Origin of the sequence: Arhodomonas aquaeolei DSM 8974 (assembly GCF_000374645.1) — a bacterium.
Lineage (GTDB): Bacteria > Pseudomonadota > Gammaproteobacteria > Nitrococcales > Nitrococcaceae > Arhodomonas > Arhodomonas aquaeolei.
Window position 1 is genome coordinate 44,973 of the sequence record NZ_KB894807.1, and the last position, 25,803, is coordinate 70,775.

Here is a 25,803-nt window from a genome sequence, read left to right on the forward strand (position 1 = left end):
CCGCCACCGTAGCTTCGCGGCTCACTCCTCCGCCGGGATGACCTCCAGCGGCGTGGTGGCGATGATCCGCCGGCCTTCGTGCTGGATATAGCGCAGCTCATAGGCGCCCGGCTCCGCCGGCGTGGACAGGGATAACGGGTTGCCATCACGGGTGTAGGTGTAGCTCTCGTAGTCCCGCGGCCCGTCGTCCGGGCGCGCCAGGGTGACGTAGTCGTCCCGGTAGTCCGGTCCCTGCCAGCGCACCTGGATCGACCCACCGGCGGCTGCCCTGGCCGGCGCGTCGAGGCTCGCCTCCACGGGCTCGACGGTGATCCGGCGCTGCGCGAGGACCTTCCGGCCCTCGTGCTGGATGTAGCGCAGCTCGTAGGTGCCCGCCTCCGGCGGCATGGTCAGCCTCAGCGGGTTGCCGTCGCGGGTGTAGGTATAGCCCTCGTAATCCCGCGCCCCGTCATCCGGGCGGGCAACGGTGACGTAGTCGTCCTGGTAGTCCGGACCCTGCCAGGTAACCAGGACGGGCTCCGCGGCCTTCGCCGTCTCCGGGGCATCCAGGCCGGCCTCTACCGCCTCCACGATGATCTCACGCCGCGCCAGGACCTTCCGGCCCTCGTGCTGGATGTAACGCAGCTCGTAGGTGCCCGCCTCCGGCGGCATGGTCAGCCTCAGCGGGTTGCCGTCGCGGGTGTAGGTATAGCCCTCGTAATCCCGCGCCCCATCATCCGGGCGGGCGACGGTCACGTAGTCGTCCTGGTAGTCCGGGCCCTGCCAGCGCACCTGCACCGGCGCGGCGGCCTTCGCGGTCTCCGGGGCATCCAGGCTCGCCGACACCGCCTCGACGGTAATATCGCGCCGGGCCAGGACCTTGCGGCCCTCGTGCTGGATGTAGCGCAGCTCGTAGGTGCCCGGCTCCGGCGGCATGGTGAGGGTCAGCGGGTTGCCCTTCCGGGTATAGGTGTAACCCTCGTAGTCCCGGGCATCGGCATCCGGACGGGCGACGGTCACATAGTCGTCCTGGTAGTCCGGGCCCTGCCAGCGCACCTGCACCGGCGCGGCGACGTTCGCCGTCTCCGGCGCGTCCAGGCTCGCCTCCACGGGCTCGACGGTGATCTCCCGACGCGCGAGGATCCTGTGGCCCTCTTGCTGGATGTAGCGCAACTCGTAGGTCCCCGCCTCCGGCGGCATGGTGAGGGTCACCGGATCCCCGTCACGGGTGTAGCTGTAGTTGATCGAGTCCCGGGCCTCTGCCTCGGGGCGCGCCACGGCGACATAGTCGTCTTTGCCGTCAGGGCCGTCCCACCCGACCTGGACGCTCGACGCCGCCAGGGCCGAGGCCGGGCCGTCCAGGCTCGCCGGGGGACGCAGCGGCGGCAGCACCACGGTGACGGTACGCTGGCCGCTGCCCTCCTCGATGACGACGTCCCGCCCGGCACTGGCCTCATCCTCGATACGGAGCACTTCCGCGTGATAACGGCCGGGGTCCAGGGCCATGTTCACCGCCGCCATGCCCTCGTTGTCGAGGAGCCGCTCGCCGTCGCCATCCCGGGTCAGGCCCCAGCGCAGACCGTGGCCGATCACCGGACCGCCCTCGCCGTCCACGGCCTCGATACGCACGTCCACGGTGGCCGGTGCGGCACTGACCGTCTCCAGCGCCCGGGAGAGCTCGTTGGCAGTGTCGGCGGTGAGGTAACGCCCGCCGGTGGACTCGGCGAGACAGGCGAGCTGACTGCGGGTGTTCTTCTCCTCGATGCCGAAGCCGATCACATGGGCGGTGAAGCCCACGCCGGTCTCCTCCAGCCGCCGCCCCACCTCGCAGGGATCGAGGTCGCAGGTCTCGCGCCCGTCGGAGATCAGGATCACGCTGGCGCGGTCCTCTCGGTACTTGAGCGTCTCCGCCGCCTGCCGGACGGCCGCACTGAGCGGTGTCTTGCCCTTGGGCGAGAGCCCCTCGACCGCCTTGCGGATCGCCGCCCCCGTCCCTGCCCCTGGCTCGACGAGGACCTCGATATCGCTGCAGTCGCCCTTGCGGCGATGGCCGTAGGCAACGAGGCCGAGCACATCCGCCGGGTCCCGGGCCTCGATCAGGTCACCGAGCACGCGCCGGGCGATGGCGATCTTGGGCTCGCCGTCGATCCGGCCCCACATGGACCCGGAGGCGTCGAGGACGAACACGGTATTGGGTGCGGCCGGCGGGGCCCGGTCCGCAGCCGGGGCCACCGCGGAGGCGGCGAGCGTCACGACGGCGGCGCACGCCGCGCGGCAGCAGGTTCGCAGCAGGGACATGGCAGGATGGCTCCCCTGTCGGGCACGTGCAGACGCCACATGGCCGTGACGGCTGCCGTGCAGTTCTCATGATTTTCCGACAGGATTGCCCAAGGCGTGGTGGGACTCAACCCCCACGCCGGGCGTCACAGAGGATCAGAAGAAGCCGAGCTGCAGCCGCGCGACCTCGGACATGCGCGCCTGAGTCCACGCCGGCTCCCAGGTCAGCTCCACCTCAGCGGCCACCACGCCCTCCACCTGCTCTACCGCGGCCTTGACCATGCCGGGCATCTGCCCGGCCACCGGGCAGGACGGGGCAGTGAGGGTCATGATGACGTCCACGAAGCCGTCCGCGTCGGCACGGATCTCGTAGATCAGCCCGAGCTCGTAGATGTCGACGGGGATCTCCGGGTCGAAGACGCAGCGCAGGGCCTCGACGATACGCCCGCACAGCCCCTCGGGCCCCTCGATGACGGTTGCCTGTTCGCTCATGGTTCTCCGTCGTTCGCTACGCGCGGGACGGCCCGCGGCGCCGTGCGCTCACTCCGCGGTGAATTCGCCCGCCTCCCGGATCGCCGCGTCGAAGGTGTGCCACGCCAGCGTGGCGCATTTCACGCGCATGGGGAATTCGCGCACGCCGGCGAGCACGGCCACCTTGCCCATGGACGGGTCCACCTCGGCGTCGTCCTCGGTCACCAGGTGGCGGAAGCGCTCGAACAGTGCCTTCGCCTCCTCGACCGTGTGGCCCTTGAGCGCCTCGGTCATGATCGAGGCGGAGGCGGTGGAGATGGCACAGCCGTCGCCCTGGAACCCGATGGACTCGATCACCCCGTTGTCGTCGACCTGCAGCTCCAGGTGGACGCGGTCGCCGCACAGCGGGTTGTAACCGTCCGCCTCGTGGGAGTGCGGATCCACCGGATGGAAGTTCCGGGGGTGCTTGTTGTGGTCGAGGATGACCTCCTGATACAGATCGCGCAGCTCAGACATTCAGCCGAAGAACTCCTTGACTCGATGGAGGGCGTTGACCAGCGCGTCAACGTCTTCCCGGCTATTGTACAGGCCGAAGGAGGCGCGCACCGTCGCCGGCACGCCGAAGCGGTCCATCACCGGCTGGGCGCAGTGGTGCCCCGCACGCACGGCGACCCCTTCCTGGTCCAGGATGGTGCCGATATCGTGGGGATGGACGCCGTCGAGGACGAAGGAGATCACCCCCGCCTTGTGCGTGGCGTTGCCGATGATGCGCAGCCCCTCGATGGCCTCCAGGCGCTCGGTGGCATAGGCCAGCAGCGCCTGCTCGTGGGCACCGATGCGCTCCAGCCCGATGCCGCGCACGTAGTCCACGGCCTCGCCCAGGGCGATGGCACCGGCGATGTTCGGCGTGCCCGCCTCGAAGCGCTGGGGCGGCGGCGCGAAATCGGACTTCTCGAAGGTCACGTAGCGGATCATCTCGCCGCCGCCCTGGTAGGGCCGCATGCCGCGCAGCAGCTCGAAACGCCCCCACAGGGCGCCGACGCCCGAGGGGCCGTAGAGCTTGTGCCCCGAGAAGCAGTAGAAATCGCAGCCCAGAGCCTGCACGTCCACCGCCATGTGGGGCACGCCCTGGGCACCGTCCACCAGCGTCGGCACGTCGGCCTCCCGGGCGGCCGCGATCATCTCGGCAACGGGATTGATCGTACCCAGGGCATTGGAGACGTGGGCGATGCTCGCGAACCGGGTCCGCGGGCCGAGCCGGCCGCGGAAGTCCTCGAGGTCCACCTCGCCGGTGTCGGTCACCGGCGAAACCACCAGCTTCGCCCCGGTCTCCTCGCAGATGAGCTGCCACGGCACGATGTTGGAGTGGTGCTCCATGCCGGTGATCAGGATCTCGTCACCCGGCTGCAGCTGCGGGCGCACGAAGCTGTGGGCGACGAGGTTGATCGCCTCGGTGGTGCCCCGCACGAACGCGACCTCGCGGTGGTCCGGGGCGTTGAGCAGCTCCGCCACGCGTTTGCGCGCGCCCTCGTAGGCGTCCGTCGAGCGCTGCGAGAGCTGATAGACGCCGCGGTGGATGTTCGCGTAGTACTCGCGGTAGCACCGGGCCTCGGCGTCGATCACGCACGCCGGCTTCTGCGCACTCGCCGCGCTGTCGAGGAACGCCAGCGGCCGGCCGTTCATCGGCCGGGCAAGGATCGGGAAGTCCTCGCGATGGGCCGACACCGGCGCCTGATGCTCCGTCACGGGCTCCACGGTGCTCATATCACGCTCCTCACCGTCTCGTCGCCGGGCAGCCACTCGAGCAGCCGTCCCCGCACGTGATCGTGAACCGCCTGCAGCCGGATGGGCTGCAGCATCTCGCTGGCGTAGGCCAGGGTCAGCATGGCCCGGGCGTCCGCCGGGCCGATGCCCCGGGAGCGCAGGTAGAACAGCGCCTCGTCGTCGAGCTCGCCCACCGTCGAGCCGTGGGCGCACTTGACGTCGTCGGCGTAGATCTCGAGCCGCGGATTGGAGTGCGCCAGCGCCAGCTTGTCGAGCAGCAGGTTGCGGTTCTGCTGCTGGGCGTCGGTCTTCTGGGCACCCTCGGCCACCCGCACCACGCCGTCGAACACCGTCTCGGAGCGGCCCTGGAGCACGCCCTTGAACAGCTGGTGACTGGTGCCGTGCTCGGCGTTGTGGTTCACCCAGGTGTGGAAGTCGCAGAACTGCCGCCCGCGGGTGAGATACAGGCCGTTGAGGGTGACGTCGGCGCCCGGGCCGTTGATGTCCGCGTGGACGTCGGTGCGCGCCAGACGCGCCCCGGTGGCGAAGGCATGCAGTGCCACCTGCGCGTCGCGGGCCGCGGCGACGTGGACCGTGCCCACGTGGAGATCGCCGTCTCCGGCCTCCTGCAGGCGGTAGCCGGTGACGATGGCGCCGTCATCGGCGATGACCTCGGTGACCGGCGCGGTCAGCGTGTTGGCGCCGTCGGCGCCGATGAAGTGCTCGATGAACTGCACCTCCGCGGCCGGCTCCGCGTGCACCAGGACACGGGGGTAGACGGCGCGGTCGTCGGCCTCGCCGGTATCCACGTGCACGACGACCACCGGACGCGCCACCGCCTGACCGCGGGCGACGTGCACGAACGCGCCGTCACGGAAGAAGGCGGTATTGAGCGCCGCGAACGGCTGTTCGGCGATGGGTGCACCGCTGCCGAGGCGATCGGTGACCGCCGCCGGGGCGTCGTCGCCGTACTCGGACAGCGGCACCACGGTGAGCCCGCGGCCGGGCTCGCCGAGGTTCGACAGCCCGGTGTCCAGGGTGCCGTCAACGAAGACCAGCAGGTGCGCCTCGCCGGCGAGCTCGCCGACACGCCGCGCCAGCTCCGGCGATACCGAACCACCGCCATCGGCGACCGGAAAGCTCTGCCCGGTCAGCGGCGCCAGCGGCGTCTTCCGCCAGGGCTCCTGCTTGGGACCGGGCAGGCCGCGGGCCTCAAAGGCCTCGATGGCACGCCGGCGCAGCGGCGCGAGCCAGGCCGGGCGACCACCGTCGCCGGCATCGAAGGCCTGCCGGTAGACGCTCTGGGTTTCAGCCACTGCTTCCATGGGACCCCCTTACGCCGCCTCGTCGTCGAACAGCGCATAGCCGGAGCGCTCGAGCTCCTCGGCCAGCTCCTTGCCACCGGTCTGCACGATCCGGCCGTTGACCAGCACGTGCACGGTGTCCGGCACGATGTGCTCGAGCAGCCGCTGGTAGTGGGTGATCACCAGGAAGCCGCGCTCGTCGTCGCGCATGGCATTGACGCCGTCGGCGACGGTGCGCAGCGCGTCGATGTCGAGCCCGGAGTCGGTCTCGTCGAGGATCGCGAGCATGGGCTCGAGCACGGCGAGCTGGAAGACCTCGTTGCGCTTCTTCTCGCCGCCGGAGAAGCCCTCGTTGACCGGGCGCTGGAGCAGCGACTCGTCGAGCTTCACGGTCTTGGCGCGCTCGCGGATGAGCTGCAGGAACTCCATCGCGTCGAGCTCCTCCTGGCCGCGGTACTTGCGGATCGCGTTGAGCGCGGCCTTGAGGAAGTAGGTGTTGGACACCCCGGGGATCTCCACCGGGTACTGGAAGCCGAGGAAGATACCCTCCCGGGCGCGCTCCTCCGGCGCGAGCTCCAGAAGGTTGCGGCCACGGTAGCGGATCTCGCCGGCGGTGACCTCGTAGCGCTCGTCACCGGCGAGCACCTTGGAGAGCGTGCTCTTGCCCGAGCCGTTCGGGCCCATGATGGCGTGCACCTTCCCCGGCTCGATGTCGAGGTCGATGCCCTTGAGGATCTCGGTGCCGTCCACCGAGGCGTGCAGGTTCCTGATCTCCAGCAGTGCCATGTCTGGCCTCCAGCGAATTCTTGCGGGTCCGGTTCGGCGGCGCGCCCTCGTCGCGGGGCGCTGCCACGGTGTCTCGTGCGCGGTTCAGCCCACGCTGTCCTCGAGGGTGACCTCGAGGAGCTTCTGCGCCTCCACGGCGAACTCCATGGGCAGGGTGCGGAACACCTCCTTGCAGAAGCCGTTGACGATCAGCGAGACGGCGTCCTCGGTGTCGATACCGCGCTGGTTGCAGTAGAACACCTGGTCGTCGCTGATCTTCGAGGTCGTCGCCTCGTGCTCCACCTGCGCGGTGGGGTTCTGCACGTCGATGTACGGGAAGGTATGCGCCCCGCAGGTCGAGCTCATCAGCATGGAGTCGCACTGCGAGTAGTTGCGCGCGCCCTGCGCCTTGGGCGTGATCCGCACCAGGCCACGGTAGCTCTGCTGGCCGTGGCCGGCGGAGATGCCCTTGGAGACGATGGTGCTGCGGGTGTTCCGCCCCATGTGGATCATCTTGGTGCCCGTGTCCGCCTGCTGGCGGTGGCGGGTCACGGCCACGGAGTAGAACTCGCCCACCGAGTCGTCGCCGCGAAGCACGCAGCTCGGGTACTTCCAGGTCACCGAGGAGCCGGTCTCCACCTGGGTCCACGAGATCTTGGAGCGGTCGCCGGCGCACAGGCCGCGCTTGGTGACGAAGTTGTAGATCCCGCCCTTGCCGTTCTCGTCGCCCGGGTACCAGTTCTGGACCGTGGAGTACTTGATCTGGGCGTCGTCCAGCGCCACCAGCTCGACCACCGCGGCATGGAGCTGGTTCTCGTCGCGCATGGGCGCGGTGCAGCCCTCGAGGTAGGAGACCGACGCCCCCTCCTCGGCCACGATGAGCGTGCGCTCGAACTGCCCGGTGTGGCCGGCGTTCATGCGGAAGTACGTGGACAGCTCCATCGGGCACTTCACGCCCTTGGGGATGAACACGAACGAGCCGTCCGAGAACACCGCCGAGTTCAGCGCAGCGAAGAAGTTGTCGCCCTGGGGCACGACGGTGCCGAGGTACTTGCGCACCAGCTCCGGATGCTCGCGGATCGCCTCGGACATCGAGCAGAACACGATGCCGTGCTCGGCGAGCTTGTCCTTGTAGGTGGTGGCCACGGACACCGAGTCGAACACCGCGTCCACCGCCACGCCGGCGAGCATCTCGCGCTCGTGCATGGGGATGCCGAGCTTCTCGTAGGTCTCGAGGAGCTTCGGGTCCACCTCGTCGAGGCTCTCCGGGCGCTCCTTCGGCGCGGCATAGTACGAGATCGCCTGGAAGTCGATCGGCTCGAAGTTGACCTTGGCCCAGTCCGGCTCCGGCATCTGCTGCCACTGCCGGTAGGCCTCCAGGCGCCACTCCAGCATCCACTCCGGCTCCTCCTTCTTGGCGGAGATGAAGCGGATGATCTCCTCGTTCAGGCCCGGCGGTGCCGACTCCTGCTCGATGTCAGTGATGAAGCCCGCCTCGTAGCCGCGGGTGGTCACTTCTTCCAGGGTCTTAGACGTCGCTGACATAGCGGACTCCGGAAAACTCAATGGGAAATTCGTCACGGGCACCCGGCCCGGCGGTGCCGGGCATGTCGGGCTCCGGGGCACTCATCTCGGCGAGGGTGATGCGCGAGAGCGCCTCGTGCACCACCCGGTTGATTCGGGTCCAGTTGCCGCTGACCGTGCAGTAGTTGCTGTACTGGCAGGCCTCGACCCCTTCCTCCACGCACTCGGTGAGCGAAATGGGGCCTTCCAGCGCGGCAATGATCTCCGCCACCGTGATCTCCTCCGGGCGCCGGGCGAGGCCGTAGCCACCCTTGGCACCACGGTACGAGACCAGGATGCCGGCCCGTGCCAGGTGCTTGAGGATCTTGCTGACCATCGGCTGCGGCAGCCCACGCCGGTCCGCGAGCGTCGCCGCGGTCACCCGCGCGTCGTCATCGCGTGCCAGCATCGAGAGGATGCCGATGCCATAGTCGGTTTCACGGTTAATTCGTATCATCGCAGTCCGGATTCTAACTCAAAACGGACTCTTTTGGTACAGATTAAACCGATGACCGGTCCGGCAGCGGGGTTCACCGCGGCGAGCGGACCTGGAGATGGGGCGGGAATGGCGGGGACGCCCCGGGACGGGACACCCCCGCAACGAAGAGGCAGGCGCCTCAGAGGGTGTCGAGGACCTCACGACGCTTGCGGCTGTACTCCTCATCGGTGATCAGGCCGTCCTCGTGGAGGGACTTCAGCAGCTTCAGCCGGTCCCGCGCGGTGCGCGACGGTGCCGGGGTATCGGCCGCCGCCGGCGCCGGCTGCTCCGCCGGATCGGTCCCGGCCTTCGCCCCGGCCTCGGGCAGCGCCGGAAGCTCCCCCTCCGTGGTCTTCACCGCGAGAACGACCCAGTCGTCCCGCTCCATACGCGACTCCCAGCCACGGCTCCAGACGGTGCCGCCCTCGTTGATCACCTCTTCGCGGGTGCCCACGCGGGCATCGGCGACGAACCCGCGCACCTCGTCCTCGGGCAACGGCTCGGAGACCGTGCCGAAGAGCACGTTGAGCCGGCCGTCCTCGACGAAGACCCGCGCCGTGGTCAGCCGCACCGGATCGAAGAAGGTGAAGCCGCCGCGCCGGGCCGCGGTGGCGAAGGCGACCGCCTGGTCCGGACCCGCCTCGGCAAGCCCGCGCACCAGGGTCGGCACCAGAACGTCGAGCTGCGCGACACTGAAGAGCCGGATGGCACGCTCGTTGTCTCCGTCGCGCTCGACGCGCAGCTTGATGTCATAGAGCGCCTGTCGCAGCCACTGGGGATCGACGTGCACCGGCTGATCATAGCCGCCGCCGCGGGGCTCGGCGGCCACGAGCTTCACCCAGCCCCGGTCCGCGTCCGACCAGATGGTCTTCTGGCCGACGACCTCGCCCGGCTGTGCCTGCTCCTGCCCGGCGCCGGGCGGCGGTGCGGTGGTGCTGCAGCCGGTAACCGCCACGGCCAGCAGCAGGCTCGCGGCAACCCCCGTGATTCCCTTGGTCAGCGTGCCCATGGTCACTCCGTGTTCCTGTATCGTGATTGGCGTTTCTCCGTGGACGAAGACTATCACCGCCGCCCCGGTGACGTCCGCATCGCCCCGTGACGGAAACGTTACACTCGACGGGGAACCCACTCCGGGGAGGCACCCCCACTATGGCGACGGCCCATCACGGCACACCCTGGCTGATCGCCGACATCGGCGGCACCCGGGCCCGCTTCGCACTCGCCGACCCGGACGACGGCGCTATCCACCACGTCCGCGAACTGGTCACCGCCGACTTCACCGACCTGGCCACCGCCGCGAATCACTACCTGGACGGTCTCCCCGCCGCCCCGCGACCACGCCGGGCGCTGTGCGCCGTCGCCGGCCCGGTGGCGGGAGACCGGATCGCGCTGACCAACGGGCCGTGGCGTTTCTCCACGACACAGGCCCGGGACCGGCTGGGGCTGGAAGGACTGGAGATCGTCAACGACTTCGTGGCCCAGGCGCTGGCGGTGCCGGGCCTGTCACGGTCGGAATGTACACCGGTGAATCCGGGCGCCGCGGGGCCCGCGGCGCCGATTGCCGTGCTCGGCCCGGGTACCGGGCTGGGCATATCGGTGCTCGTCCCCTGCCCTGGCGGCGGACACCACGCCGTCGGCGGCGAAGGCGGACACGCCAGCTTCGCCCCCTGCGACGCCCGCGAGGAGGCCGTCGCACAGGCGCTGCGGCAGCGCTTCGGCCACTGCAGTGCCGAACGCGTTGCCTCCGGGATGGGGCTGACCGCGGTCCACGACGCCCTCGCCGAACTCGACGGCGCGCCGCCGGAGGCGCTCGCGCCCGCGGCCATCATCGCCGCCGCCGACGCGGGCGGCACCCGCGCCGCGGAGACGCTCACGCTGTTCACCCGGGCACTCGCGACCGTCGCCGCGGGGGTCGCTCTGACCACCGGGGCCCGCGGCGGCGTCTACCTGGGCGGGGGCATCCTGCCCCGTCTGGGCAGCCGCTTCGACCACGCCACGTTCATGGCCCGGTTCACGGCCAAGGGGCGGATGCACGACTACCTCGCCGGCATCCCCGTATGGCGTATCGACGCACCGTTACCCGCCCTTGCGGGCCTCGCCCGTGCCGTCACGGACCGCCCCTGAGCGGCAAGGCCGGCACGCGGCGGCATGCCCGTGTTACGATTGCGGGCTGACCGAAAGACGACAGGCACGGTCCATGACCCGTTCCCCACAGACCGACGCGGCGGATATCGACCACCTCGGGCTCATGCTCGCGGAGACCGCCCAGCAGTGGCGCCAGGCCCTGGACACGCGGCTGCGCCCGCTGGGGCTCAGCCAGGCCAAATGGCGCACGCTCATGAACATCTCCCGCGGTGGCGAGGGGCTGACCCAGCGCGAGCTCGCTGCACGAACGGGCATCGAGCCGCCGACGGTAGTGCGCCTGCTCGACCGCCTCGCCGCCGACGGCTGGATCGAGCGCAAGGCCTGCAGCGACGACCGCCGGCGCAACCGCATCTACCTTACCGAGCGCGCCCACCGGGCGCTGGACCAGATCATGAGCGTCGCCGCGACACTGCGCGACGAGATGGTCGAGGGCCTCGACGAGACGGAGCTGCGCACGACCGTCACCGTGCTCGAGCGGCTGCGCGAGCGCGCAGCCACGATCACGGAATCCGAACGCGAGCGCGACTGAGCCGCACCCTCGGCCGGCTCAGCCGTGGGTGAGCACCAGCTTGCCGAGGTGCTGACCGGACTCCATGATCCGGTGTGCCTCCGGTGCCTGCGCGAACGCCACGGTCCGGTCCAGCACCGGTGCCAGACCGCCGTGCGCGAACAGCGGCAGCATCTCCGCCTCGAAGGCACGCACCACCTGGATACGGCGCTCCAGCGGCAGGCTGCGCATGGTCATCGCCCGGAGCGTGAGCCGGCGCATGAGCACCGCGCCGAGGTTCAGCTCGGTACGGCTGCCGCCCATCATCCCCACCAGCACCAGCGTGCCCTCGGCGCGCAGCGCCTTGAGCGCCGCGGGCAGGCCGTCGCCGCCCACCAGGTCCAGGATCACGTCGGCCCCCTCGCCGGCGTTCGCCCCGCGCACCGCATCCGCGAGTGACGCCTCGCCGTCGTCGACGAACGCGGCGTCCATGCCGTGGGCGCGTACCGCGTCCAGCCGGGCGGCGTCCCGGCCGGTCCCCAGGCTGCGGGCCCCGATGGCGCGGGCCAGCTGCACCGCCGCCGTGCCCACGCCGGAGGTGGCGGCGCGGATCACGCAGAAGCCGCCCGGGCGCAGCCCCCCCTCCAGGGCGATGGCGCGCCACGCGGTGAGGAAGGCCTCGGGGAGCGCCGCGGCCCGCGCGTCGTCCATGCCCTCGGGCACCGGCAGGGTCTCGCGCTCGTGCACGAGCACGCGCTCGGCGTAGGCACCGCCGCCGACCAGGCCCATCACCCGATCGCCGACCCGGCGCTGCACGCAGCCCTCGCCCACGGCCTCGACCTCGCCCGCGTACTCCAGCCCGGGGACATCCGCCACCACGCCGGGCGGCGCCGGATAGTGACCGAGGCGCTGGAGCACGTCGGCACGGTTGACGCCCGCGGCGCGCACGCGCACCACGAGCTGGCCGGGGCCCGGGACCGGGTCCGGACGCTCGGCAAGGGTCAGCGCTTCGGGGCCACCGGGTTCGGGGATGTGCCAGACCTGCATCGGCTCGTCTCCTATGGCGGGTGAATGCGTATTCGCGGACGCGGGCTCAGCGCCCGGCCCAGGCCTTGGGGTGAAGGCTGGCGAAGGCCACCCGGCCGTCCGCCTGGCGGCCGCGCACATGGGCCACGCCGATGCCGTGCCCCCGGTGGCGGACCAGCACGTAGGGTGCCTCGGGGACCTCGGCACGGTCGAGATACAGCGGCCGCCGCGCGATGTAGTCGGCAAGGCCCGCGTCGTCCACGTCCAGGATATTCGCCTGCGCCGCCGGCGCCCAGGCCAGCGCGAACGCCGTGGTCGGCTTCGGCGGCCGGGCCTGCGTACCGAGCACCGGCAGACCGGTGGTCTGCGTCGCGAGCCCCGGCGGCAGGCGGTGGTCCGCGCTGACCGCGCTGAGGTAGCGGCCGCCGCCACGGTGGGTGGTGACGCCGGCAAAGGCGTCTTCATCGAGCCCGTAGGTCGCCCCGAGCTCGTCGAGCACAGCGTCGTCCGCGCCCGCCGGGTGGACCAGCGCGCCGTCGGGCTCGGGGCCGTCCACCTTCTCCAGCACCGCCGCGAAAAAGCCGCCGGTGTCGTTCTGGTGCGGCCAGACCCGCGCAGCCCCGGCGAGGGACGGGTCGAAGCCCGCACGCGCCCATTCGGTGATCCCCGGCGAACACTCGAAGCCGGGCAGCCGGGCCGGGCGCACCGCGAGCTGGCCGGGAAAGGCACGCAGCACCGCGTCCACCACCGCCTCGTTCTCCTCGGGCGCCACCGTGCAGGTGGAGTAGACGATGCGCGCGCCGACCCGCGCGAGCCGGACCGCCCGGGCGAGCAGCCGCTGCTGGCGCGCCGCCAGGCGCTCGCGCATGGTCGCGTCGGCGACCTGGAAGTGCTTCATCGCGCGCTCGCCGACGACCTTGCGCCAGATCCCCTCACCGCTGCACGGCGCGTCCACCAGGATCCGGTCGAAGGGACCGTTCGAGAGCGCCAGGTCCTCGCCGGGGCGCAGGGTGATGCTGACGTTGAGCAGGCCCAGCCGGCGGATCGTGCCCTGCAGCGGCGACAGCCGCCCGCGCTGGACCTCGTTGGCATGGACGGTGCCGCGATTGCCCATGGCCAGGGCGATCTGGGCGGTCTTGTTCCCCGGCGCCGCGCACATGTCCAGGACGCGCTCGCCGGGCAAAGGGTCGAGCAGCATCACGGGCACCGTCGCGACCGCCTCCTGGGACTGGTAGAGCCCCGCGAAGTACCCCCAGTGGCCACCCGCCCCGAACCCCTCGGACAGGCGCAGCGCGCTCGGGTGCCACGGCACCGGCGTGCTCCCGACACCCGCCTCCGACAGCAGGCGCTGCAGCCCGTCACGGCTGATCCGCGCGGGGTGGGGCCACACCGTGGGCGCCAGCGGTCGGGTGAGGCTCTCGAGGAAGGCGTCCCAGTCCGGGACGATGGCGCGGTAGCGGCCGTAGACCCGCTCCGCGGTGGCATTCGGGGCGTCGTCGCTCATGGCACCGTCACGGCTCGTGGGGCGCGACAGTATGCCATTCGCCTCGCCGCGCTTCACGGCTCAGACGGGATCGTGGCCGGCCGCGAAGTCGCGCAGCAGCGCGGCGAAACGGGCGTGATCGTTCGGCTGGTCGAGGCTCGTCCGCGCCCGGCGCTCCGCCTCGGCACCCGCCTTCTCGCCGGCCCGGGGCAATAGCGCCGTGAAGAAATCGCGGTCGAACTCCGGGTGGCCCTGGACGGTGAGCACGCCCGGCGCCGCGCTCGCATAGTGCGGGCAGAACGCCCCCGCGGCGATCCCCTCCAGCCCCGGCGCGGGCTCGAGGACCTGGTCCTGGTGGACGGAGAGGAGCGCCAGCGGCTCCCCCGCGGCCCAGGGGCCGAACGCGCGGGTCGCGGCGACCGGGTAGATGCCCAGCCCCCAGCCCTGCGGCGCGCGGCCGACCCGCCCGCCCAGGGCGGCGTGGACGATCTGGTGGCCGAAACACACGCCGAGCAGGCGCTGCCCGGCCTCGCGGGCCGCGGCCACGAAGCCCCGCAGCTCCGCCACCCAGCCGGTGTCCGCCCAGGCATCCGCGCGCGAGCCGCTGACCACCCAGCAGTCGGCCTCGGTGACGCTCTCCGGCCGCTCGCCGGCATGAAACCGCCACGAGCGTACCGGGCCGGCATCGCCGAGCATCGCCCCGAACAGCGCGCCGTAGCTCGGCCACGCGGTATCGAGCCCCTCGTGGAGGTCATCGCAGAGCAGCACCCCGATGCGCGGCGTGCTCATGCCCGCGCCTGCATCCGCCGCCGCAAGCGCGCGAACCAGCCGGTCCGCGCCGCGGGAACCGGCGGCACCGCCGGGGTCTCGCGGGCGGCCTGCTCCGCCGCCCGTGCCGCCTCGGCGGCGAGGCGCATCTCGTTGCGCAGGAAATGATTCATCGCACCGCGGTTGCCTATCGACTCCACGAACTCGAGGTAGACATTGCGCACCAGCTTGAGGTCGCGTCGGGCGGATCCCGTCACGCCCCGGCGATCGAGGTATTCCTCCATCGGCGCACTCGTGCCAAAAATCTCCGCGAAGGCCTCCAGCTTGGCGACCTGGCGGTTGATATCCCAGCCGAGCTCTTCGGCCACCCGCAGAAACTGCTCATCCACAAACATCGCAACGACCCCCGCAACGGGCGGCGGGCAAACACCCCACCGCGAAAAAGACCCACTGACCCAAACGGAAATACCCCGGGGCGGGCGCCGCCGGGGCAATCGAGCCGGTCATAGGTATTGCCGCTTCTCGGAGCGTGGCGCATCTGACCGCACGGCGCGCTCATGCGCCGGCGTGGCGGGCCAGGATCAGGCGGGGGCCGGACCACGCATCGGGCCTCCGACACACTCCCGGGGAACGGTACGGCAGTACCTATGACCGGATCGGAGACTATTGTCACGCTGCATCGCACAAACGGCAAGACGCTGAGCGATGGGAAATTTCAATCGTTCCATTGAGGCGGTGAATCGCTCGCAATGAGCAAACTCAAACCGGTATGGTTTTTTAGTTCCCAACGGTCATAACAAAGAATCCATTATTCCTTCAAAATATATATAGCCCTGCGTAAGGTTGCCGGAAACGCACAACCGGGGCGAGGGGCATGACGCAATCCCATGACGTTCTCATCGTCGGCGGAGGCACCGCCGGCATCACCGTGGCCGCCCAGCTGCGCCGACGGCGCAGCGACATCGACGTCGCGGTCATCGAGCCGTCCGACACCCACTACTACCAGCCCGGCTTCACCCTCGCCGGCGCCGGCGTAGCGCGTCTGCCGGAACTCTCGCGCCCGACGGCCCGGGTGATGCCCGACGGCGTGACCTGGCACCGTGCCGCGGTGACCGCGGTGGATCCGGCACAGTCCCGGGTGGGCCTCGACGACGGCCGCGAGCTCGGCTACAGCCACCTGGTGCTCGCCCCCGGCCTCACGGTCGACTGGGACGCCATCCCCGGCGTCGCCGAGGCCCTCGGGCGCGACGGCGTCTGCAGCAACTACTCACCCGGCACCGTCGGCTACACCTGGGAGTGCCTGCGTGACCACCGCGGCGGCCGGCTGGTGTTCACGCAGCCGCCGATGCCGATCAAGTGCCCGGGTGCGCCGCAGAAGATCGCCTACCTCGCCGCCGACCACCTGCGTCGGCAGGGACACCGCGACGAGGCACAGATCGATTTCTACACCGCCGGCAAGGCGCTGTTCTCGGTGCCCGAGTTCGTGCCGCCGCTGGAGCGAGTGGCCGAGCGCCACGGTATCGACGTGCACTACGGCCGCCGCCTCACCGCGGTGGACGGCGCCCGCCGGGAGGCCACGTTCACCGGCGAGGACGGCGACGAGACCGTCGGCTACGACGTCCTCCACGTCACCCCGCCCCAGCGCGCCCCGGCGTTCGTGCGCGAGGGACCGCTGGCGGACGAGGCGGGCTGGATCGCCGTCGACAAGGCCACCCTGCGCCATCCCGACTACCCGGCGGTGTTTGCGCTCGGCGATGCCTGCAACACGCCGAACTCCAAGACCGCCGCGGCGGTGCGCCGCCAGGCGCCGGTGGTGGTGGACGGCCTGCTCGCCGAGCTCGACGGCCGCACCAGCGAAGCGGCCTACGATGGTTACGGCGCCTGCCCGCTGACCACGGCCTACGGGCGGGTGCTGCTCGCGGAGTTCCGCTACGGCGGCGAGCTCGCTCCCACCTTCCCCGGTAAGCCGACGGAGGAGCGCCGGAGCATGTGGCACTTCAAGAAGGACTTCCTGCCGCGCTTCTACTGGCACCACCTGCTGCGCGGCGGCACGCTGTAGGCGCGGCCCGGCAGCGGCTTCCGCTGCCTGTGGCAGGCGCGGACCACACCGTGGTTGCCGCGCATCGACCGATCCGGCCGATTCAGGAGCGGCCCCCGGCGTCGCGCCACTGGAGGAGCTGGGCGGCGACGGCGACGCCGATCTCCGCGGGCCGCTTACCACCCACGCCGGGCAGACCGATGGGAATGGTGAGCCCGTCGATGGTGGCCTCGTCGAGCCCGCGCTCGGCGAGGCGGCTGCGGAATCGCGCGCGCTTGGTCTTCGAGCCAATCGTGCCCACGAACGGGAAACGCCCGGCACGCAGCGCGGCGTCGACGATCTCCAGGTCGATGTCATGGCTGTGGGTCATGGCGATGACGAAGGCCCCGTCGGGCAGCGACTCGACCTCCTTCTCCGGCTGCTCGGCGAGCACCGGCTCCGCGACACCGGGCACCGCCTCCGGGAACATGCCGGGGCGAGAATCCACCCAGTGGATCCGGCAGGGCACGTCGGCGAGCACCCGGACCAGCGCCTGACCCACGTGGCCCGCGCCGAACAGGCCGATGCGGAAGGCGGCCGGCCAGACCGGCTCGAAGAGCAGCGACATGCGCCCGCCGCAGGCCTGGTCGATGGCGTCGTTGAGGGTGAAGGACTCCAGCGCCGGGCCGTCGATATTGCCCGCACCGGCGGCGAGGATCTCGCGCGCACGCTCCTGCGCCAGGTGCTCGACGGTGCCGCCGCCGAGGGTGCCGCTGGCACCCTCGGCGGTGACCAGCATCTTCGCCCCGGGCTCCCGGGGCGAGGAGCCCTCGATGGCGACGAGGGTCACCACGACGCAGGCCTCGTCGGCACGGTAGTGCCCGGCCAGGCGCTCGCTCCAGTGGCTCATCCGGCGACCTCCGGCTGCGCCGCGGCAACCCCGGCGCCGACGGTCCCGCGCACCGCCTGCACGGCCATGAGCACCGCCTCCGGCGTCGCCGGGGCGTGCAGCGGCGCGGCCACGCGATAGTCGGCCGCCGAGGCGACCGCGTCCTTCAGCGCGTGGAGTACGGAGATCGCCAGCATCAGCGGCGGCTCGCCCACCGCCTTGGAACGGTAAAGGGCCTCCTCGACGTTCTCGCCCCGCTCGTAGATGCGGGCGCGGAAGTCGGCGGGCAGGTCACTGCACGCGGGGATCTTGTAGGTGGACGGCGCGTGGGTCATCAGCCGGCCGTGTTCGTCCCACCACAGCTCCTCGGTGGTCAGCCAGCCCATGCCCTGGATGAAGCCGCCCTCGATCTGGCCCATGTCGATAGCCGGGTTCAACGAGCGGCCCACGTCGTGGAGGATGTCCACCCGGGTGACGCGATACTCGCCGGTGAGCGTGTCCACCACCACCTCGGAGCAGGCCGCGCCGTAGGCGAAGTAGTAGAACGGCCGGCCGGTGCCGTCCTCGTTGATCTGGAGCTTCGGCGTGGCGTAGAAGCCCGCCGCGGAGAGCTGCACGCGGCGGAAGTAGGCGAGGCGTACCACCTCCGCGAAGGACGCGAGCTCGCGGCCGCCGGCGTACACGGCGTTGTCGCGGAAGGTGATGGCGGCGTCCGTGGACACGTCGAAGTGGTCGCGGATGACCGGAAGCAGCCGGTCGACGATCTTCGTCGCCGCGTTGTAGGCGGCGGCGCCGTTGAGGTCCGAGCCGGAGGACGCCGCCGTGGGCGAGGTGTTCGGCACCTTGCCGGTATGGGTGGCGGTGATCCGCACCCGCTCGAGGTCGATGCCGAAGACCTCCGCCACCACCTGGGCCACCTTGATGTGCAGTCCCTGGCCCATCTCGGTGCCGCCGTGATTGAGCTGGACGCTGCCGTCCTGGTAGACAAGCACCAGCGCGCCCGCCTGGTTGAGGTGCTTGGCGGTGAAGGAGATGCCGAATTTCACCGGCGTCACCGCGATGCCCTTCTTCAGCCAGGGGCTCGCCGCGTTGTACGCACGCACCGCCTCGCGTCGGCGGGCATACTCGGAGCTCGTCTCCAGCTCGCCGAGCAGCTCGGGGAGGATGTTGTCCTCCACGGTCATGCCGTAGGGGGTGATGTTGCGCTCGTCCACGCCGTAGAGGTTACGGCGGCGCACGGCCAGCGGATCCAGGCCGAGCTCGCGGGCGATCTCCTCGATCACGTGCTCCATGCCCACCATCCCCTGGGGCCCACCGAAGCCGCGGAAGGCGGTGTTGGAGACGGTGTTGGTGCGCAGCCGCCGGGAGGTGATCTCGACGTTCTCCAGGAAGTAGGCGTTGTCCGCGTGGTACATCGCCCGATCGGAGACGGAGTGCGAGAGGTCCGGCGCGTAGCCGCAGCGCACTGCCTGCATGAAGGTGATGCCGCGGATGCGGCCGTCGTCGTCGAAGCCCACCCGGTAGTCGATGCGCAGATCGTGGCGCTTGCCGGTCATGGTCATGTCGTCGTCGCGGTCGAGGCGGTACTTCACCGGCCGCCCCGTGCGCTGCGCGAGCAGCGCGGCGATGACCGCGATCTGCGCCCCCTGGGTCTCCTTGCCGCCGAAGGCGCCGCCCATCCTCCGGGTCTCCACGGTGACCGCGTGATCCGGCAGGCCGAGGACCTTCGCGACCAGGTGCTGCACCTCCGAGGGGTGCTGGGTGGAGCTGTAGACGAGCATGTCGCCGTCCTCCTGGGGGACGGCCATCGCCACCTGGCCCTCCAGGTAGAAATGCTCCTGGCCGCCCACGTAGGTCCGGCCCTCAAGATGGTGGGGCGCGGCCTCGATGGCGGCCTCCGGCTCACCACGGCGCCAGCGCTTGGGCGCCAGCAGGTCGGCGTCGGCATCCAGCGCGGCATCCACGTCCAGGATCGCGGGCAGGTCCTCGTAGTCCACCTCGGCGCGCATCGCCGCGCGCCGGGCGGCGTCGATGCTGCCCGCGGCGACGGCGAACAGCGGCTGCCCGTAAAAGAGTACCTCGCCGTCGGCAAACACCTGGTCGCCCGGGAAGACCGGGCCGATGTCGTTGGTGGTGCCGAGCCCCTCCGGCGTGACCACGGCGGCGACGCCCCCGCCGTCGACCGCGGAGACGTCCAGCCGGTTGATGCGGGCATGGGCGCGCTCCGCGAGCCGGGCATAGGCGTGGAGCAGCTCCCGGGGCTCGGGCAGGTCGTCGACGTAGCGGGCGCTGCCGCTGACGTGCTTGTGGGCGCTGTCGTGGGGCCGGGCGACGTTCACGCCCGGGTTGCCCCGGCGGGTATCGGTCTCGCTCATGACGCGGCCTCCTCCGCGAGCACCCGCGTGCGGGCCTGCGGATCCGTCGTCTCGATGTAGAACTTGTGCAACAGCTGCGCGGCAACGAGCCGGCGGTACTCCCGGCTCGCGCGCATGTCCGTGATCGGGGTGAGCTCGGCGGCCAGCGCGGCCTCGCCGCGACGGACCCCGGCCTCGTCCCAGGCGGCGCCGGTGAGCTCGCGCTCGGTGCGCGGCGCCCGCCGCGGGGTGGCGGCGACGCCGCCGAAGCCGGTACGGATCGCCACCACCCGGCCGTCCGACAGGCGCAGGCGGAAGGCGGCGCAGACCGCGGAGATGTCCTGGTCGAAGCGCTTGGAGATCTTGTAGCAGCGGAAGTGCTCGTCCCCGCCGAGGGCGGGGATCCAGACACGCTCGACGAACTCCCCGGGGCGGCGGTCCTGGCGGCCGTAGTCGATGAAGTAATCCTCGATGGGCATCTCCCGCCGGCCGTCCGGGCCGTTCAGGGTCAGCCGCGCCCCCAGGGCGATGAGCACCGGCATGCTGTCGCCGATGGGCGAGCCGTTGGCGATGTTGCCGCCCAGGGTCCCGGAGTTGCGGATCTGCACCGAGGCGAAACGGCGCAGGAGCTCGCCGAAGTCCGGGAAGCGGCGCCCAAGCACGTCCAGCGCCTCGCCGTGGGTGACCGCCGCACCGATAGCCACGCCGTCCGCGTCCTCGTGGATGCCGTGGAGCTCCGCGACGTCGCCGACGTGGACCACCGTGTCCAGGTCCATGTGGCGCTTGGTCACCCACAGCCCCACGTCGGTGCCGCCGGCGAGCAGGGTCGCGTCCGGGTGTTCACCGAGGACCCTGGCCAGGCCGTCGGCGGACACCGGTGCGAAGTAGCGCCGCCCCTGCCACGCCAGCGCCAGGGTGTCGGTGCGGCGCAGCGCCGTCAGCCGCTCCGCCGTCCCGGCGGCCCGTGCACGGACCGGGTCGTCCCAGGGATAGTCGTGCATGGCGAGCGCGGCGTCGACGATCGGCCGGTAGCCGGTGCAACGGCAGAGGTTGCCCGCCAGGGTATCGTTGATCCGCTGCCGGTCCGGACGCCCGCCCTCGAGGTAGAGCGCGAACAGCGACATCACGAAACCGGGGGTGCAGAACCCGCACTGGGAGCCGTGGTGGTCCACCATCGCACGCTGGACCGGGTGCATGGCGCCGTCCGCGCCAGCGAGGTGCTCCACGGTGAGTAGCTGGCGACCGTCGAGCACCGGCACGAAGAGGATGCAGGCGTTGACCGCGCGATAGCGCATGCCACCCTCCCCGTCCGGCTCGCCGAGGACCACGGTGCAGGCGCCGCAGTCCCCCTCGGCACAGCCCTCCTTGGTGCCGGTGGCGTACTGGTCCTCGCGCAGCCACTGGAGCACGGTCCGGGTCGGGTCCACGTCGCGGAGCTCCCGCATCTCGTGGCCGAACAGGAAACGCACCGAATCCGTCATCATCTTCTCCCGCAGCCCGGCGGCCTGTCGAATCGCCGCCTGTACCCAAAGACTAGAAGCCTATTGTCGACATTCAAATCCGCCGATCCGGCCCTGCATGTCGCCGGACGGGAACCACCGCCCCGCATTCCACCGGCATCATCCGGTCATGGGGGCTATTTGACGACAGTATTAGACATTAATTGTCGACACAACATGAAGGCAACTTTCCCGGGGACCGGTGCGTGACGTAATGCGGCAAACGGGTTACCTTACGGGGCCTTACCCAATGCCCCAGGCAACCGTCACGGCCGACCTTGAACGACATGGTGCAATCGCTGGCTCAGGGACGTAGCACGCACTCGGCGGCACGCGCCGAGGACCGGATCTACGACGCAATCCGCCACGCCGTACTGGCCCAGCAGCTGCCGCCGGGCTCGCGTCTGCCGGAGCTGACACTGAGCGAGATCTTCGGGGTAAGCCGTTCGGTGGTCCGCCGGGCGCTGGTCCGGCTCGCGGGCGACCACATCATCCTGATGCGGCGCAACCAGATCGCGGTGGTCGCGAGACCGGGGCCGGAGGAGACCGCCCAGATATTCGAGGCGCGCCGCCACATCGAGAGCGAGGTGATCCGCCAGGTCGCCGGTCACCTCGGCGAGACGGCGCGCACGGAGATCGCCGGCCTGGTCGACGCCGAGCACACCGCCCACCGCGAGGGCGCCCACGAAGACCGCATCCACCTGTCCCTGCGCTTCCACGAGCGCCTCGCGGACTTCTGCCCCAATCAGGTGCTCGCCGGGATCCTGCGTGAGCTGATCCTGCGCACCTCCATCGCGGTCGCCCTGTACAAGGTCCCGGGGATCAGCGCCTGCTACCGCGAGGGCGACCACCGCGGCATCACGGATGCGATCTTCGCCGGCGACAGCGAGCTCGCCGCCCGGCTCGCCCGCGAACACCTCGACCACCTTGAGCAACGCCTGACCCTCGCCGAGCGCGACGGCCAGGTCGACCTCGCGAGCATCCTCCGGCGCTGAGCGGGCGCCGCGCTCAGGAGGCGGCGCGGGTATAGGCGGGCTGGCCCTGGAGCCAGGTCTCGGCGATGCAGTGCTCGTCACCCAGCGTGAACAGCGCGAACAGCCGCTCCGCGACGGTCTCCGCCGCGGCGGTGCGCCGTGCGATCATGGGCGTCGCGGCGGGGTCGAGCACCACCAGGTCCGCCTCGCACCCGGCACGGAAACTGCCAATGCGGTCCGCCACGGACAGCGCCTCCGCCCCCGCCAGGGTCGTAAGGTAAAGCAGCCGCGCCGGCGACAGCGCCGTCCCCCGGAGCTGGGCCACCTTATACGCCTCCGCGGCGGTGCGGAGCATGCTCATGCTGGTACCGCCGCCGACGTCCGTCGCCAGGCCCACCCGCACCCCCGCGCTGCGCGCCGCGGCGTAATCGAACAGGCCGCTGCCGAGGAACAGGTTCGAGGTCGGGCAGAAGCCCATGACCGCCCCGGTCTCCGCCATGCGCCGGCGGTCGTCGTCGTCCAGGTGGATACAGTGGGCGTAGAGTGCGCGCTCGCGCAGCATGCCGTAGCGGTCGTAGACGTCCAGGTAGCTCCGGCTCCAGGGGAAGAGCTCCGCCACCCAGGCGACCTCCTGGGCGTTCTCGGCCACGTGGGTGTGCACGTAGGTGTCCGGGTACGCCCGCGCGAGCTCGCCGACCCGCTCTAGCTGGGCGTCGCTGGAGGTGGGCGCGAAGCGCGGGGTGATGGCGTAACTCAGCCGGTCGACGCCGTGCCAGCGCTCGATCAGCGCGCGGGTGTCGCGGTAGCCCGTCTCCGGCGTGTCCCGGAGGTAGTCCGGGGCGTTGCGGTCCATCAGCACCTTGCCCGCCGCCAGGCGCATACCCCGCGCCCGCGCCGCCTCGAGGATGGCGTCCGCGGAAACGGCGTGCACCGTGCCCAGCACCAGTGCCGACGTGGTGCCATTGCGCAGCAGCTCGTCGACGAAGAACCGCGCCGTCTCGGCGGCGAGCCCGGCATCGTGGAAACGCCCCTCTGCGGGGAAGGTGTAGCGCTCCAGCCAGGTGAGGAGCTGCTCGCCGAAGCTCGCGATCACGTCGGTCTGGGCGTAATGGACGTGGCAGTCCACCATCCCGGGTATCACCAGCCGGCCGCGGTGGTCCGCCACCGGGGTGTCCGCGTCCAGCCCGGGGAGCACGGCGTCTGCGGGGCCGGTGCGCACGACCCGGCCGTCCTCGATGACGATCACGCCGTCCTCGAGGATCTCCAGCGCGTTCGGGTCGTCGCCCTCGCCCGGGTCGTGCAGGCAATGGACGATGCAGCCGCGGATCGCACGGCGCGCCTCGGATGGGCTCATTGTCACCGGCGCGTCCCCCTTTGGGCGAACTGAACACAATCAAAGAGGATAACTGTATTCACTTCGCCGGGGGAACCACCCGGCACCCGCCCTCAGGTGCCCAGCTCCCAGTCGTTGGCGGTGATCGCCCGCGCACCGCCGGCCTCGACCACCACTGTCTCGCTCATGCCGATGCCCCACTCGCCGGGACGGCGCAGGCAAATGGGCAGGTGGAAGACCATGCCCGGCTCGAACACCGTCCCGACCCCACGGGCAATGAAGCCCGTGCCCTCCACCCAGGACGGCGGGAACTGCACGCCGACGGTATAGCCGAACACACCGGAGAAGAACACCGAGTCGGCGTGGGGCGCTAGCACCGCCTCCGCCGCCCGGGCGGCGGCGTCGAAGGTGTTGCCCGGGCGCATGGCCTCGCGCAGGCCCGCGACGAGATCGGCGCAGGCGCCATAGAGCCCGCGCATGGCCTGTGTGGGTTCGCCGCAGACCACGGTGCGCATCTGCGGCGCGGTATAGCGCCCGCGCACGGCGCCGTACTCCAGGAACACCGGCTCGCCGTCGGCGATCCGGTGACCGTTATGGTTGCTGTGGATGATGCTCGAGCGCACGCCGGCGGCGACGATGGGCTGCATGCTCATGAACTCGCTGCCCGCGGCGAGCATGGCGCGGGCGCCGGCGGCGGCGACCTCGGAGTCGGTCACACCGGGGGCGACAGTCTCCGCGGAGGCCGCCAGGCCCGCCTCGGTGATCCGTGCGCTCTCGGCGAGCACCGCCAGCTCGGCGTCGGACTTCACCCGCCGCACCGCCGCGACCAGCTCGCCGGTGGCGACCCACTCGGCCTCGTGGACGGCGCTCAGCGCGGCGAGCAGCCCGGGGCGCAGGCCCGGTGCCCACTCGTCGACGCCGACCCGGCGCGCTCCGGCCAGGGCTTCGGCGAGCTGCCGCGTGGCCTCGTGGGGGAACTCCCAGCGATAGCCCACGATCTCGTCGACGTGGGCCATGGTCACCGCCGGGCCGGTCTCGATGGAGGGCACCTGCAGCCACGTCCGCGAGGGCGTGACCACCAGCGCGATGGACACGGAGACCTCGAAGGTCGAGTAGCCGGTGAGATAGCACACCTCGGCGGCGTCGGTGACCAGCAGCGCCTCCAGGCCGTCGCGCTGCATGCCCGCGCGCACCGCCTCCAGGCGGCGCCGGTACTCCCCGGCATCGAACCGCGCCGGCAGCCGGCCGACGCGCTCGCTCAGGACCTCGCGATAACGTTGGTAGTCCATCGGTGCTCGTGCCCTCCCCGGGCCGTGGTGACTGACGCCCGCCGCGCGGCGGGCGGTCCGCCGGACAGCATGGCAGGCGTCTCCACACCGTGCCAGGGAGTGACCGATCTTCTCACTGGTTCACTGCACCAGCGGGGAGTCCGCGGCGTCGAGGTCGACACCCTCGATGTCCGCCTCGGCGGCGAGCAGCCGCACGTACTGGCCGAAGGCGCGGCGGCGCACCCGCTCGGTGAGGTAGTCGGCGATGCGCGGGCGCACCGTCTCGTAGTCCGGCAGGTGGCCGGGCTCGTGGCTCTGCACGTCGACGACGTGCCAGCCGTAGCGCGTCTCCACGGGGCGCGCCGCCAGCCCCTCGGGCAGCCGCCACACGGCGCGCTCGAACTCCGGCACGGTCGCCCCCGGGGCGATCTCGCCGAGCTCACCGCCGTACTCCCGGGACGGGCAGTCGGAGTGGCGCCGGGCGAGATCGATGAACGGCGCACCGTCGCGGCACTCGGCGATCAGCGCCTCCGCCTGGTCGCGCTGGCTCACGCGCTTGTCGGGATCGTCGGGCAGCGCCGCCAGCAGGATGTGCCGGGCGTACACCCTCGGCGGTTCGCGGAAGCGCTCGCGGTTGTTCTCGTAGTAGGCCCGGCAGTCGTCGTCGCCGGCCTCCGGGATGGTGACCTCGCGTTCGATGAGGGCGTCGATCACGCCGTCGTCGGCCTCGGCCTCGGTGGCGAGGCCGGTCTCCACCGCCCGCTGACGCAGCAGCTCGCGCACGGCGAGCGCCACCGCCGCCTGGCGCTGGCGCTCGGCGATGTCCCCGCCCTCGTAGTTGGCGGACTCGATATTCACCGCCTCGTCGCTGATCTCGATTGCGTTGATCGTGATAGGCATCGTTGCCCTCTCGTGTCGCGCCGGGTCATGGCGACCCGGCTGATGGTGTCGGTCCGCGG

Annotated in this window: 23 protein-coding genes; 4 read left to right on the forward strand and 19 right to left on the reverse strand. The window is 71.1% G+C overall.

Annotated features, from left to right (window positions below; genetic code table 11):
- Positions 1 to 21: 21 nt before the first annotated feature.
- From C516_RS21400 to C516_RS0109635, 9 genes are all read right to left on the reverse strand, one after another.
- Entirely contained in the window at positions 22 to 2,277 is a 2,256-nt protein-coding gene (locus tag C516_RS21400) for a VWA domain-containing protein (RefSeq protein WP_018718164.1), read from the reverse strand.
- Between the two features lie 135 nt (positions 2,278 to 2,412).
- Positions 2,413 to 2,748 carry a DUF59 domain-containing protein gene (locus C516_RS0109600; RefSeq protein WP_018718165.1) on the reverse strand — a complete coding sequence of 112 codons (336 nt, stop codon included), beginning with the start codon at positions 2,746 to 2,748 and terminating at the stop codon, positions 2,413 to 2,415.
- A 48-nt stretch (positions 2,749 to 2,796) separates the two neighbouring features.
- Positions 2,797 to 3,243, reverse strand: a complete 447-nt coding sequence (gene sufU, locus C516_RS0109605) for a Fe-S cluster assembly sulfur transfer protein SufU (protein WP_018718166.1) — start codon at positions 3,241 to 3,243, stop codon at positions 2,797 to 2,799.
- Complete coding sequence (locus C516_RS0109610; RefSeq protein ID WP_018718167.1) at positions 3,244 to 4,491, reverse strand: aminotransferase class V-fold PLP-dependent enzyme; 1,248 nt, start codon at positions 4,489 to 4,491, stop codon at positions 3,244 to 3,246.
- Positions 4,488 to 5,816, reverse strand: a complete 1,329-nt coding sequence (gene sufD, locus C516_RS0109615) for a Fe-S cluster assembly protein SufD (protein WP_018718168.1) — start codon at positions 5,814 to 5,816, stop codon at positions 4,488 to 4,490. Before sufD ends, C516_RS0109610 begins: the two co-directional genes overlap by 4 nt.
- A gap of 9 nt (positions 5,817 to 5,825) precedes the next feature.
- Positions 5,826 to 6,581, reverse strand: a complete 756-nt coding sequence (gene sufC / locus C516_RS0109620; protein WP_018718169.1) for a Fe-S cluster assembly ATPase SufC — start codon at positions 6,579 to 6,581, stop codon at positions 5,826 to 5,828.
- Positions 6,582 to 6,665: 84 nt separating this feature from the next.
- On the reverse strand, positions 6,666 to 8,105 hold the full coding sequence (gene sufB, locus C516_RS0109625) for a Fe-S cluster assembly protein SufB (protein WP_026321080.1): 1,440 nt from the start codon (positions 8,103 to 8,105) through the stop codon (positions 6,666 to 6,668).
- Positions 8,089 to 8,580 carry an SUF system Fe-S cluster assembly regulator gene (locus C516_RS0109630; protein ID WP_018718171.1) on the reverse strand — a complete coding sequence of 164 codons (492 nt, stop codon included), beginning with the start codon at positions 8,578 to 8,580 and terminating at the stop codon, positions 8,089 to 8,091. Before C516_RS0109630 ends, sufB begins: the two co-directional genes overlap by 17 nt.
- Before the next feature lie 160 nt (positions 8,581 to 8,740).
- Positions 8,741 to 9,610, reverse strand: a complete 870-nt coding sequence (locus tag C516_RS0109635) for an SHOCT domain-containing protein (RefSeq protein ID WP_018718172.1) — start codon at positions 9,608 to 9,610, stop codon at positions 8,741 to 8,743.
- Positions 9,611 to 9,750: 140 nt separating this feature from the next.
- On the opposite strand from C516_RS0109635, the gene glk reads away from it, so the two are divergent.
- The gene (glk, locus tag C516_RS0109640; RefSeq protein WP_018718173.1) at positions 9,751 to 10,725 is read left to right on the forward strand and encodes a glucokinase; all 975 of its coding nucleotides are present in this window, start codon (positions 9,751 to 9,753) and stop codon (positions 10,723 to 10,725) included.
- A gap of 73 nt (positions 10,726 to 10,798) precedes the next feature.
- Entirely contained in the window at positions 10,799 to 11,275 is a 477-nt protein-coding gene (locus C516_RS0109645; protein ID WP_018718174.1) for a MarR family transcriptional regulator, read from the forward strand.
- A gap of 18 nt (positions 11,276 to 11,293) precedes the next feature.
- Here the strand turns inward: C516_RS0109645 and C516_RS0109650 are convergent, their stop codons facing one another.
- The 4 genes from C516_RS0109650 to C516_RS0109665 are packed head-to-tail and all read right to left on the reverse strand — an operon-like array spanning position 11,294 to position 14,905.
- Complete coding sequence (locus C516_RS0109650; protein ID WP_018718175.1) at positions 11,294 to 12,280, reverse strand: NAD(P)H-quinone oxidoreductase; 987 nt, start codon at positions 12,278 to 12,280, stop codon at positions 11,294 to 11,296.
- Positions 12,281 to 12,326: 46 nt separating this feature from the next.
- Positions 12,327 to 13,763: an RsmB/NOP family class I SAM-dependent RNA methyltransferase gene (locus C516_RS19230; RefSeq protein ID WP_018718176.1), complete on the reverse strand. Its 1,437-nt coding sequence runs from the start codon at positions 13,761 to 13,763 to the stop codon at positions 12,327 to 12,329.
- A gap of 60 nt (positions 13,764 to 13,823) precedes the next feature.
- Positions 13,824 to 14,531 carry a glutamine amidotransferase-related protein gene (locus tag C516_RS20505; RefSeq protein WP_018718177.1) on the reverse strand — a complete coding sequence of 236 codons (708 nt, stop codon included), beginning with the start codon at positions 14,529 to 14,531 and terminating at the stop codon, positions 13,824 to 13,826.
- Positions 14,528 to 14,905, reverse strand: coding sequence for a hypothetical protein (locus C516_RS0109665; protein WP_018718178.1), 378 nt, complete (start codon positions 14,903 to 14,905; stop codon positions 14,528 to 14,530). The genes C516_RS20505 and C516_RS0109665 overlap by 4 nt, the downstream gene beginning before the upstream one ends.
- 479 nt (positions 14,906 to 15,384) lie before the next feature.
- Here C516_RS0109665 and C516_RS0109670 point away from each other — a divergent pair, with 479 nt between their 5' ends.
- Positions 15,385 to 16,569 carry an NAD(P)/FAD-dependent oxidoreductase gene (locus tag C516_RS0109670; RefSeq protein WP_018718179.1) on the forward strand — a complete coding sequence of 395 codons (1,185 nt, stop codon included), beginning with the start codon at positions 15,385 to 15,387 and terminating at the stop codon, positions 16,567 to 16,569.
- A gap of 82 nt (positions 16,570 to 16,651) precedes the next feature.
- Here C516_RS0109670 and xdhC read toward each other — a convergent pair whose 3' ends face one another.
- Genes xdhC through xdhA form a run of 3 tightly spaced genes read right to left on the reverse strand, consistent with a single transcriptional unit; the run spans position 16,652 to position 21,251 of the window.
- Complete coding sequence (gene xdhC, locus C516_RS0109675; protein WP_018718180.1) at positions 16,652 to 17,437, reverse strand: xanthine dehydrogenase accessory protein XdhC; 786 nt, start codon at positions 17,435 to 17,437, stop codon at positions 16,652 to 16,654.
- Complete coding sequence (gene xdhB / locus C516_RS0109680; RefSeq protein WP_018718181.1) at positions 17,434 to 19,791, reverse strand: xanthine dehydrogenase molybdopterin binding subunit; 2,358 nt, start codon at positions 19,789 to 19,791, stop codon at positions 17,434 to 17,436. The genes xdhC and xdhB overlap by 4 nt, the downstream gene beginning before the upstream one ends.
- Positions 19,788 to 21,251, reverse strand: a complete 1,464-nt coding sequence (gene xdhA, locus C516_RS0109685) for a xanthine dehydrogenase small subunit (protein ID WP_018718182.1) — start codon at positions 21,249 to 21,251, stop codon at positions 19,788 to 19,790. The genes xdhB and xdhA overlap by 4 nt, the downstream gene beginning before the upstream one ends.
- Before the next feature lie 305 nt (positions 21,252 to 21,556).
- Between xdhA and C516_RS0109690 the strand changes: the two genes are divergently transcribed.
- On the forward strand, positions 21,557 to 22,264 hold the full coding sequence (locus C516_RS0109690) for a GntR family transcriptional regulator (RefSeq protein ID WP_018718183.1): 708 nt from the start codon (positions 21,557 to 21,559) through the stop codon (positions 22,262 to 22,264).
- A gap of 13 nt (positions 22,265 to 22,277) precedes the next feature.
- On the opposite strand, the gene guaD is transcribed toward C516_RS0109690, so the two are convergent.
- The 3 genes from guaD to C516_RS0109705 all read right to left on the reverse strand — a co-directional run bounded on the left by guaD (position 22,278) and on the right by C516_RS0109705 (position 25,744).
- A complete protein-coding gene (gene guaD / locus C516_RS0109695) occupies positions 22,278 to 23,597 on the reverse strand; it encodes a guanine deaminase (protein WP_018718184.1) in 1,320 nt (439 codons plus the stop codon).
- Positions 23,598 to 23,689: 92 nt separating this feature from the next.
- A complete protein-coding gene (locus C516_RS0109700; protein ID WP_018718185.1) occupies positions 23,690 to 24,865 on the reverse strand; it encodes a M24 family metallopeptidase in 1,176 nt (391 codons plus the stop codon).
- Between the two features lie 120 nt (positions 24,866 to 24,985).
- Entirely contained in the window at positions 24,986 to 25,744 is a 759-nt protein-coding gene (locus tag C516_RS0109705; RefSeq protein WP_018718186.1) for a peptidylprolyl isomerase, read from the reverse strand.
- Positions 25,745 to 25,803 lie beyond the last annotated feature (59 nt).

What these genes read in the sequence shown, in the direction of transcription:
- C516_RS21400 (WP_018718164.1), bottom strand. Translation starts at nt 2,277, where the DNA reads ATGTCCCTGCTGCGAACCTGCTGCCGCGCGGCGTGCGCCGCCGTCGTG.
- C516_RS0109600 (WP_018718165.1), bottom strand. Translation starts at nt 2,748, where the DNA reads ATGAGCGAACAGGCAACCGTCATCGAGGGGCCCGAGGGGCTGTGCGGG.
- sufU (WP_018718166.1), bottom strand. Translation starts at nt 3,243, where the DNA reads ATGTCTGAGCTGCGCGATCTGTATCAGGAGGTCATCCTCGACCACAAC.
- C516_RS0109610 (WP_018718167.1), bottom strand. Translation starts at nt 4,491, where the DNA reads ATGAGCACCGTGGAGCCCGTGACGGAGCATCAGGCGCCGGTGTCGGCC.
- sufD (WP_018718168.1), bottom strand. Translation starts at nt 5,816, where the DNA reads ATGGAAGCAGTGGCTGAAACCCAGAGCGTCTACCGGCAGGCCTTCGAT.
- sufC (WP_018718169.1), bottom strand. Translation starts at nt 6,581, where the DNA reads ATGGCACTGCTGGAGATCAGGAACCTGCACGCCTCGGTGGACGGCACC.
- sufB (WP_026321080.1), bottom strand. Translation starts at nt 8,105, where the DNA reads ATGTCAGCGACGTCTAAGACCCTGGAAGAAGTGACCACCCGCGGCTAC.
- C516_RS0109630 (WP_018718171.1), bottom strand. Translation starts at nt 8,580, where the DNA reads ATGATACGAATTAACCGTGAAACCGACTATGGCATCGGCATCCTCTCG.
- C516_RS0109635 (WP_018718172.1), bottom strand. Translation starts at nt 9,610, where the DNA reads ATGGGCACGCTGACCAAGGGAATCACGGGGGTTGCCGCGAGCCTGCTG.
- glk (WP_018718173.1), top strand. Translation starts at nt 9,751, where the DNA reads ATGGCGACGGCCCATCACGGCACACCCTGGCTGATCGCCGACATCGGC.
- C516_RS0109645 (WP_018718174.1), top strand. Translation starts at nt 10,799, where the DNA reads ATGACCCGTTCCCCACAGACCGACGCGGCGGATATCGACCACCTCGGG.
- C516_RS0109650 (WP_018718175.1), bottom strand. Translation starts at nt 12,280, where the DNA reads ATGCAGGTCTGGCACATCCCCGAACCCGGTGGCCCCGAAGCGCTGACC.
- C516_RS19230 (WP_018718176.1), bottom strand. Translation starts at nt 13,763, where the DNA reads ATGAGCGACGACGCCCCGAATGCCACCGCGGAGCGGGTCTACGGCCGC.
- C516_RS20505 (WP_018718177.1), bottom strand. Translation starts at nt 14,531, where the DNA reads ATGAGCACGCCGCGCATCGGGGTGCTGCTCTGCGATGACCTCCACGAG.
- C516_RS0109665 (WP_018718178.1), bottom strand. Translation starts at nt 14,905, where the DNA reads ATGTTTGTGGATGAGCAGTTTCTGCGGGTGGCCGAAGAGCTCGGCTGG.
- C516_RS0109670 (WP_018718179.1), top strand. Translation starts at nt 15,385, where the DNA reads ATGACGCAATCCCATGACGTTCTCATCGTCGGCGGAGGCACCGCCGGC.
- xdhC (WP_018718180.1), bottom strand. Translation starts at nt 17,437, where the DNA reads ATGAGCCACTGGAGCGAGCGCCTGGCCGGGCACTACCGTGCCGACGAG.
- xdhB (WP_018718181.1), bottom strand. Translation starts at nt 19,791, where the DNA reads ATGAGCGAGACCGATACCCGCCGGGGCAACCCGGGCGTGAACGTCGCC.
- xdhA (WP_018718182.1), bottom strand. Translation starts at nt 21,251, where the DNA reads ATGACGGATTCGGTGCGTTTCCTGTTCGGCCACGAGATGCGGGAGCTC.
- C516_RS0109690 (WP_018718183.1), top strand. Translation starts at nt 21,557, where the DNA reads ATGGTGCAATCGCTGGCTCAGGGACGTAGCACGCACTCGGCGGCACGC.
- guaD (WP_018718184.1), bottom strand. Translation starts at nt 23,597, where the DNA reads ATGAGCCCATCCGAGGCGCGCCGTGCGATCCGCGGCTGCATCGTCCAT.
- C516_RS0109700 (WP_018718185.1), bottom strand. Translation starts at nt 24,865, where the DNA reads ATGGACTACCAACGTTATCGCGAGGTCCTGAGCGAGCGCGTCGGCCGG.
- C516_RS0109705 (WP_018718186.1), bottom strand. Translation starts at nt 25,744, where the DNA reads ATGCCTATCACGATCAACGCAATCGAGATCAGCGACGAGGCGGTGAAT.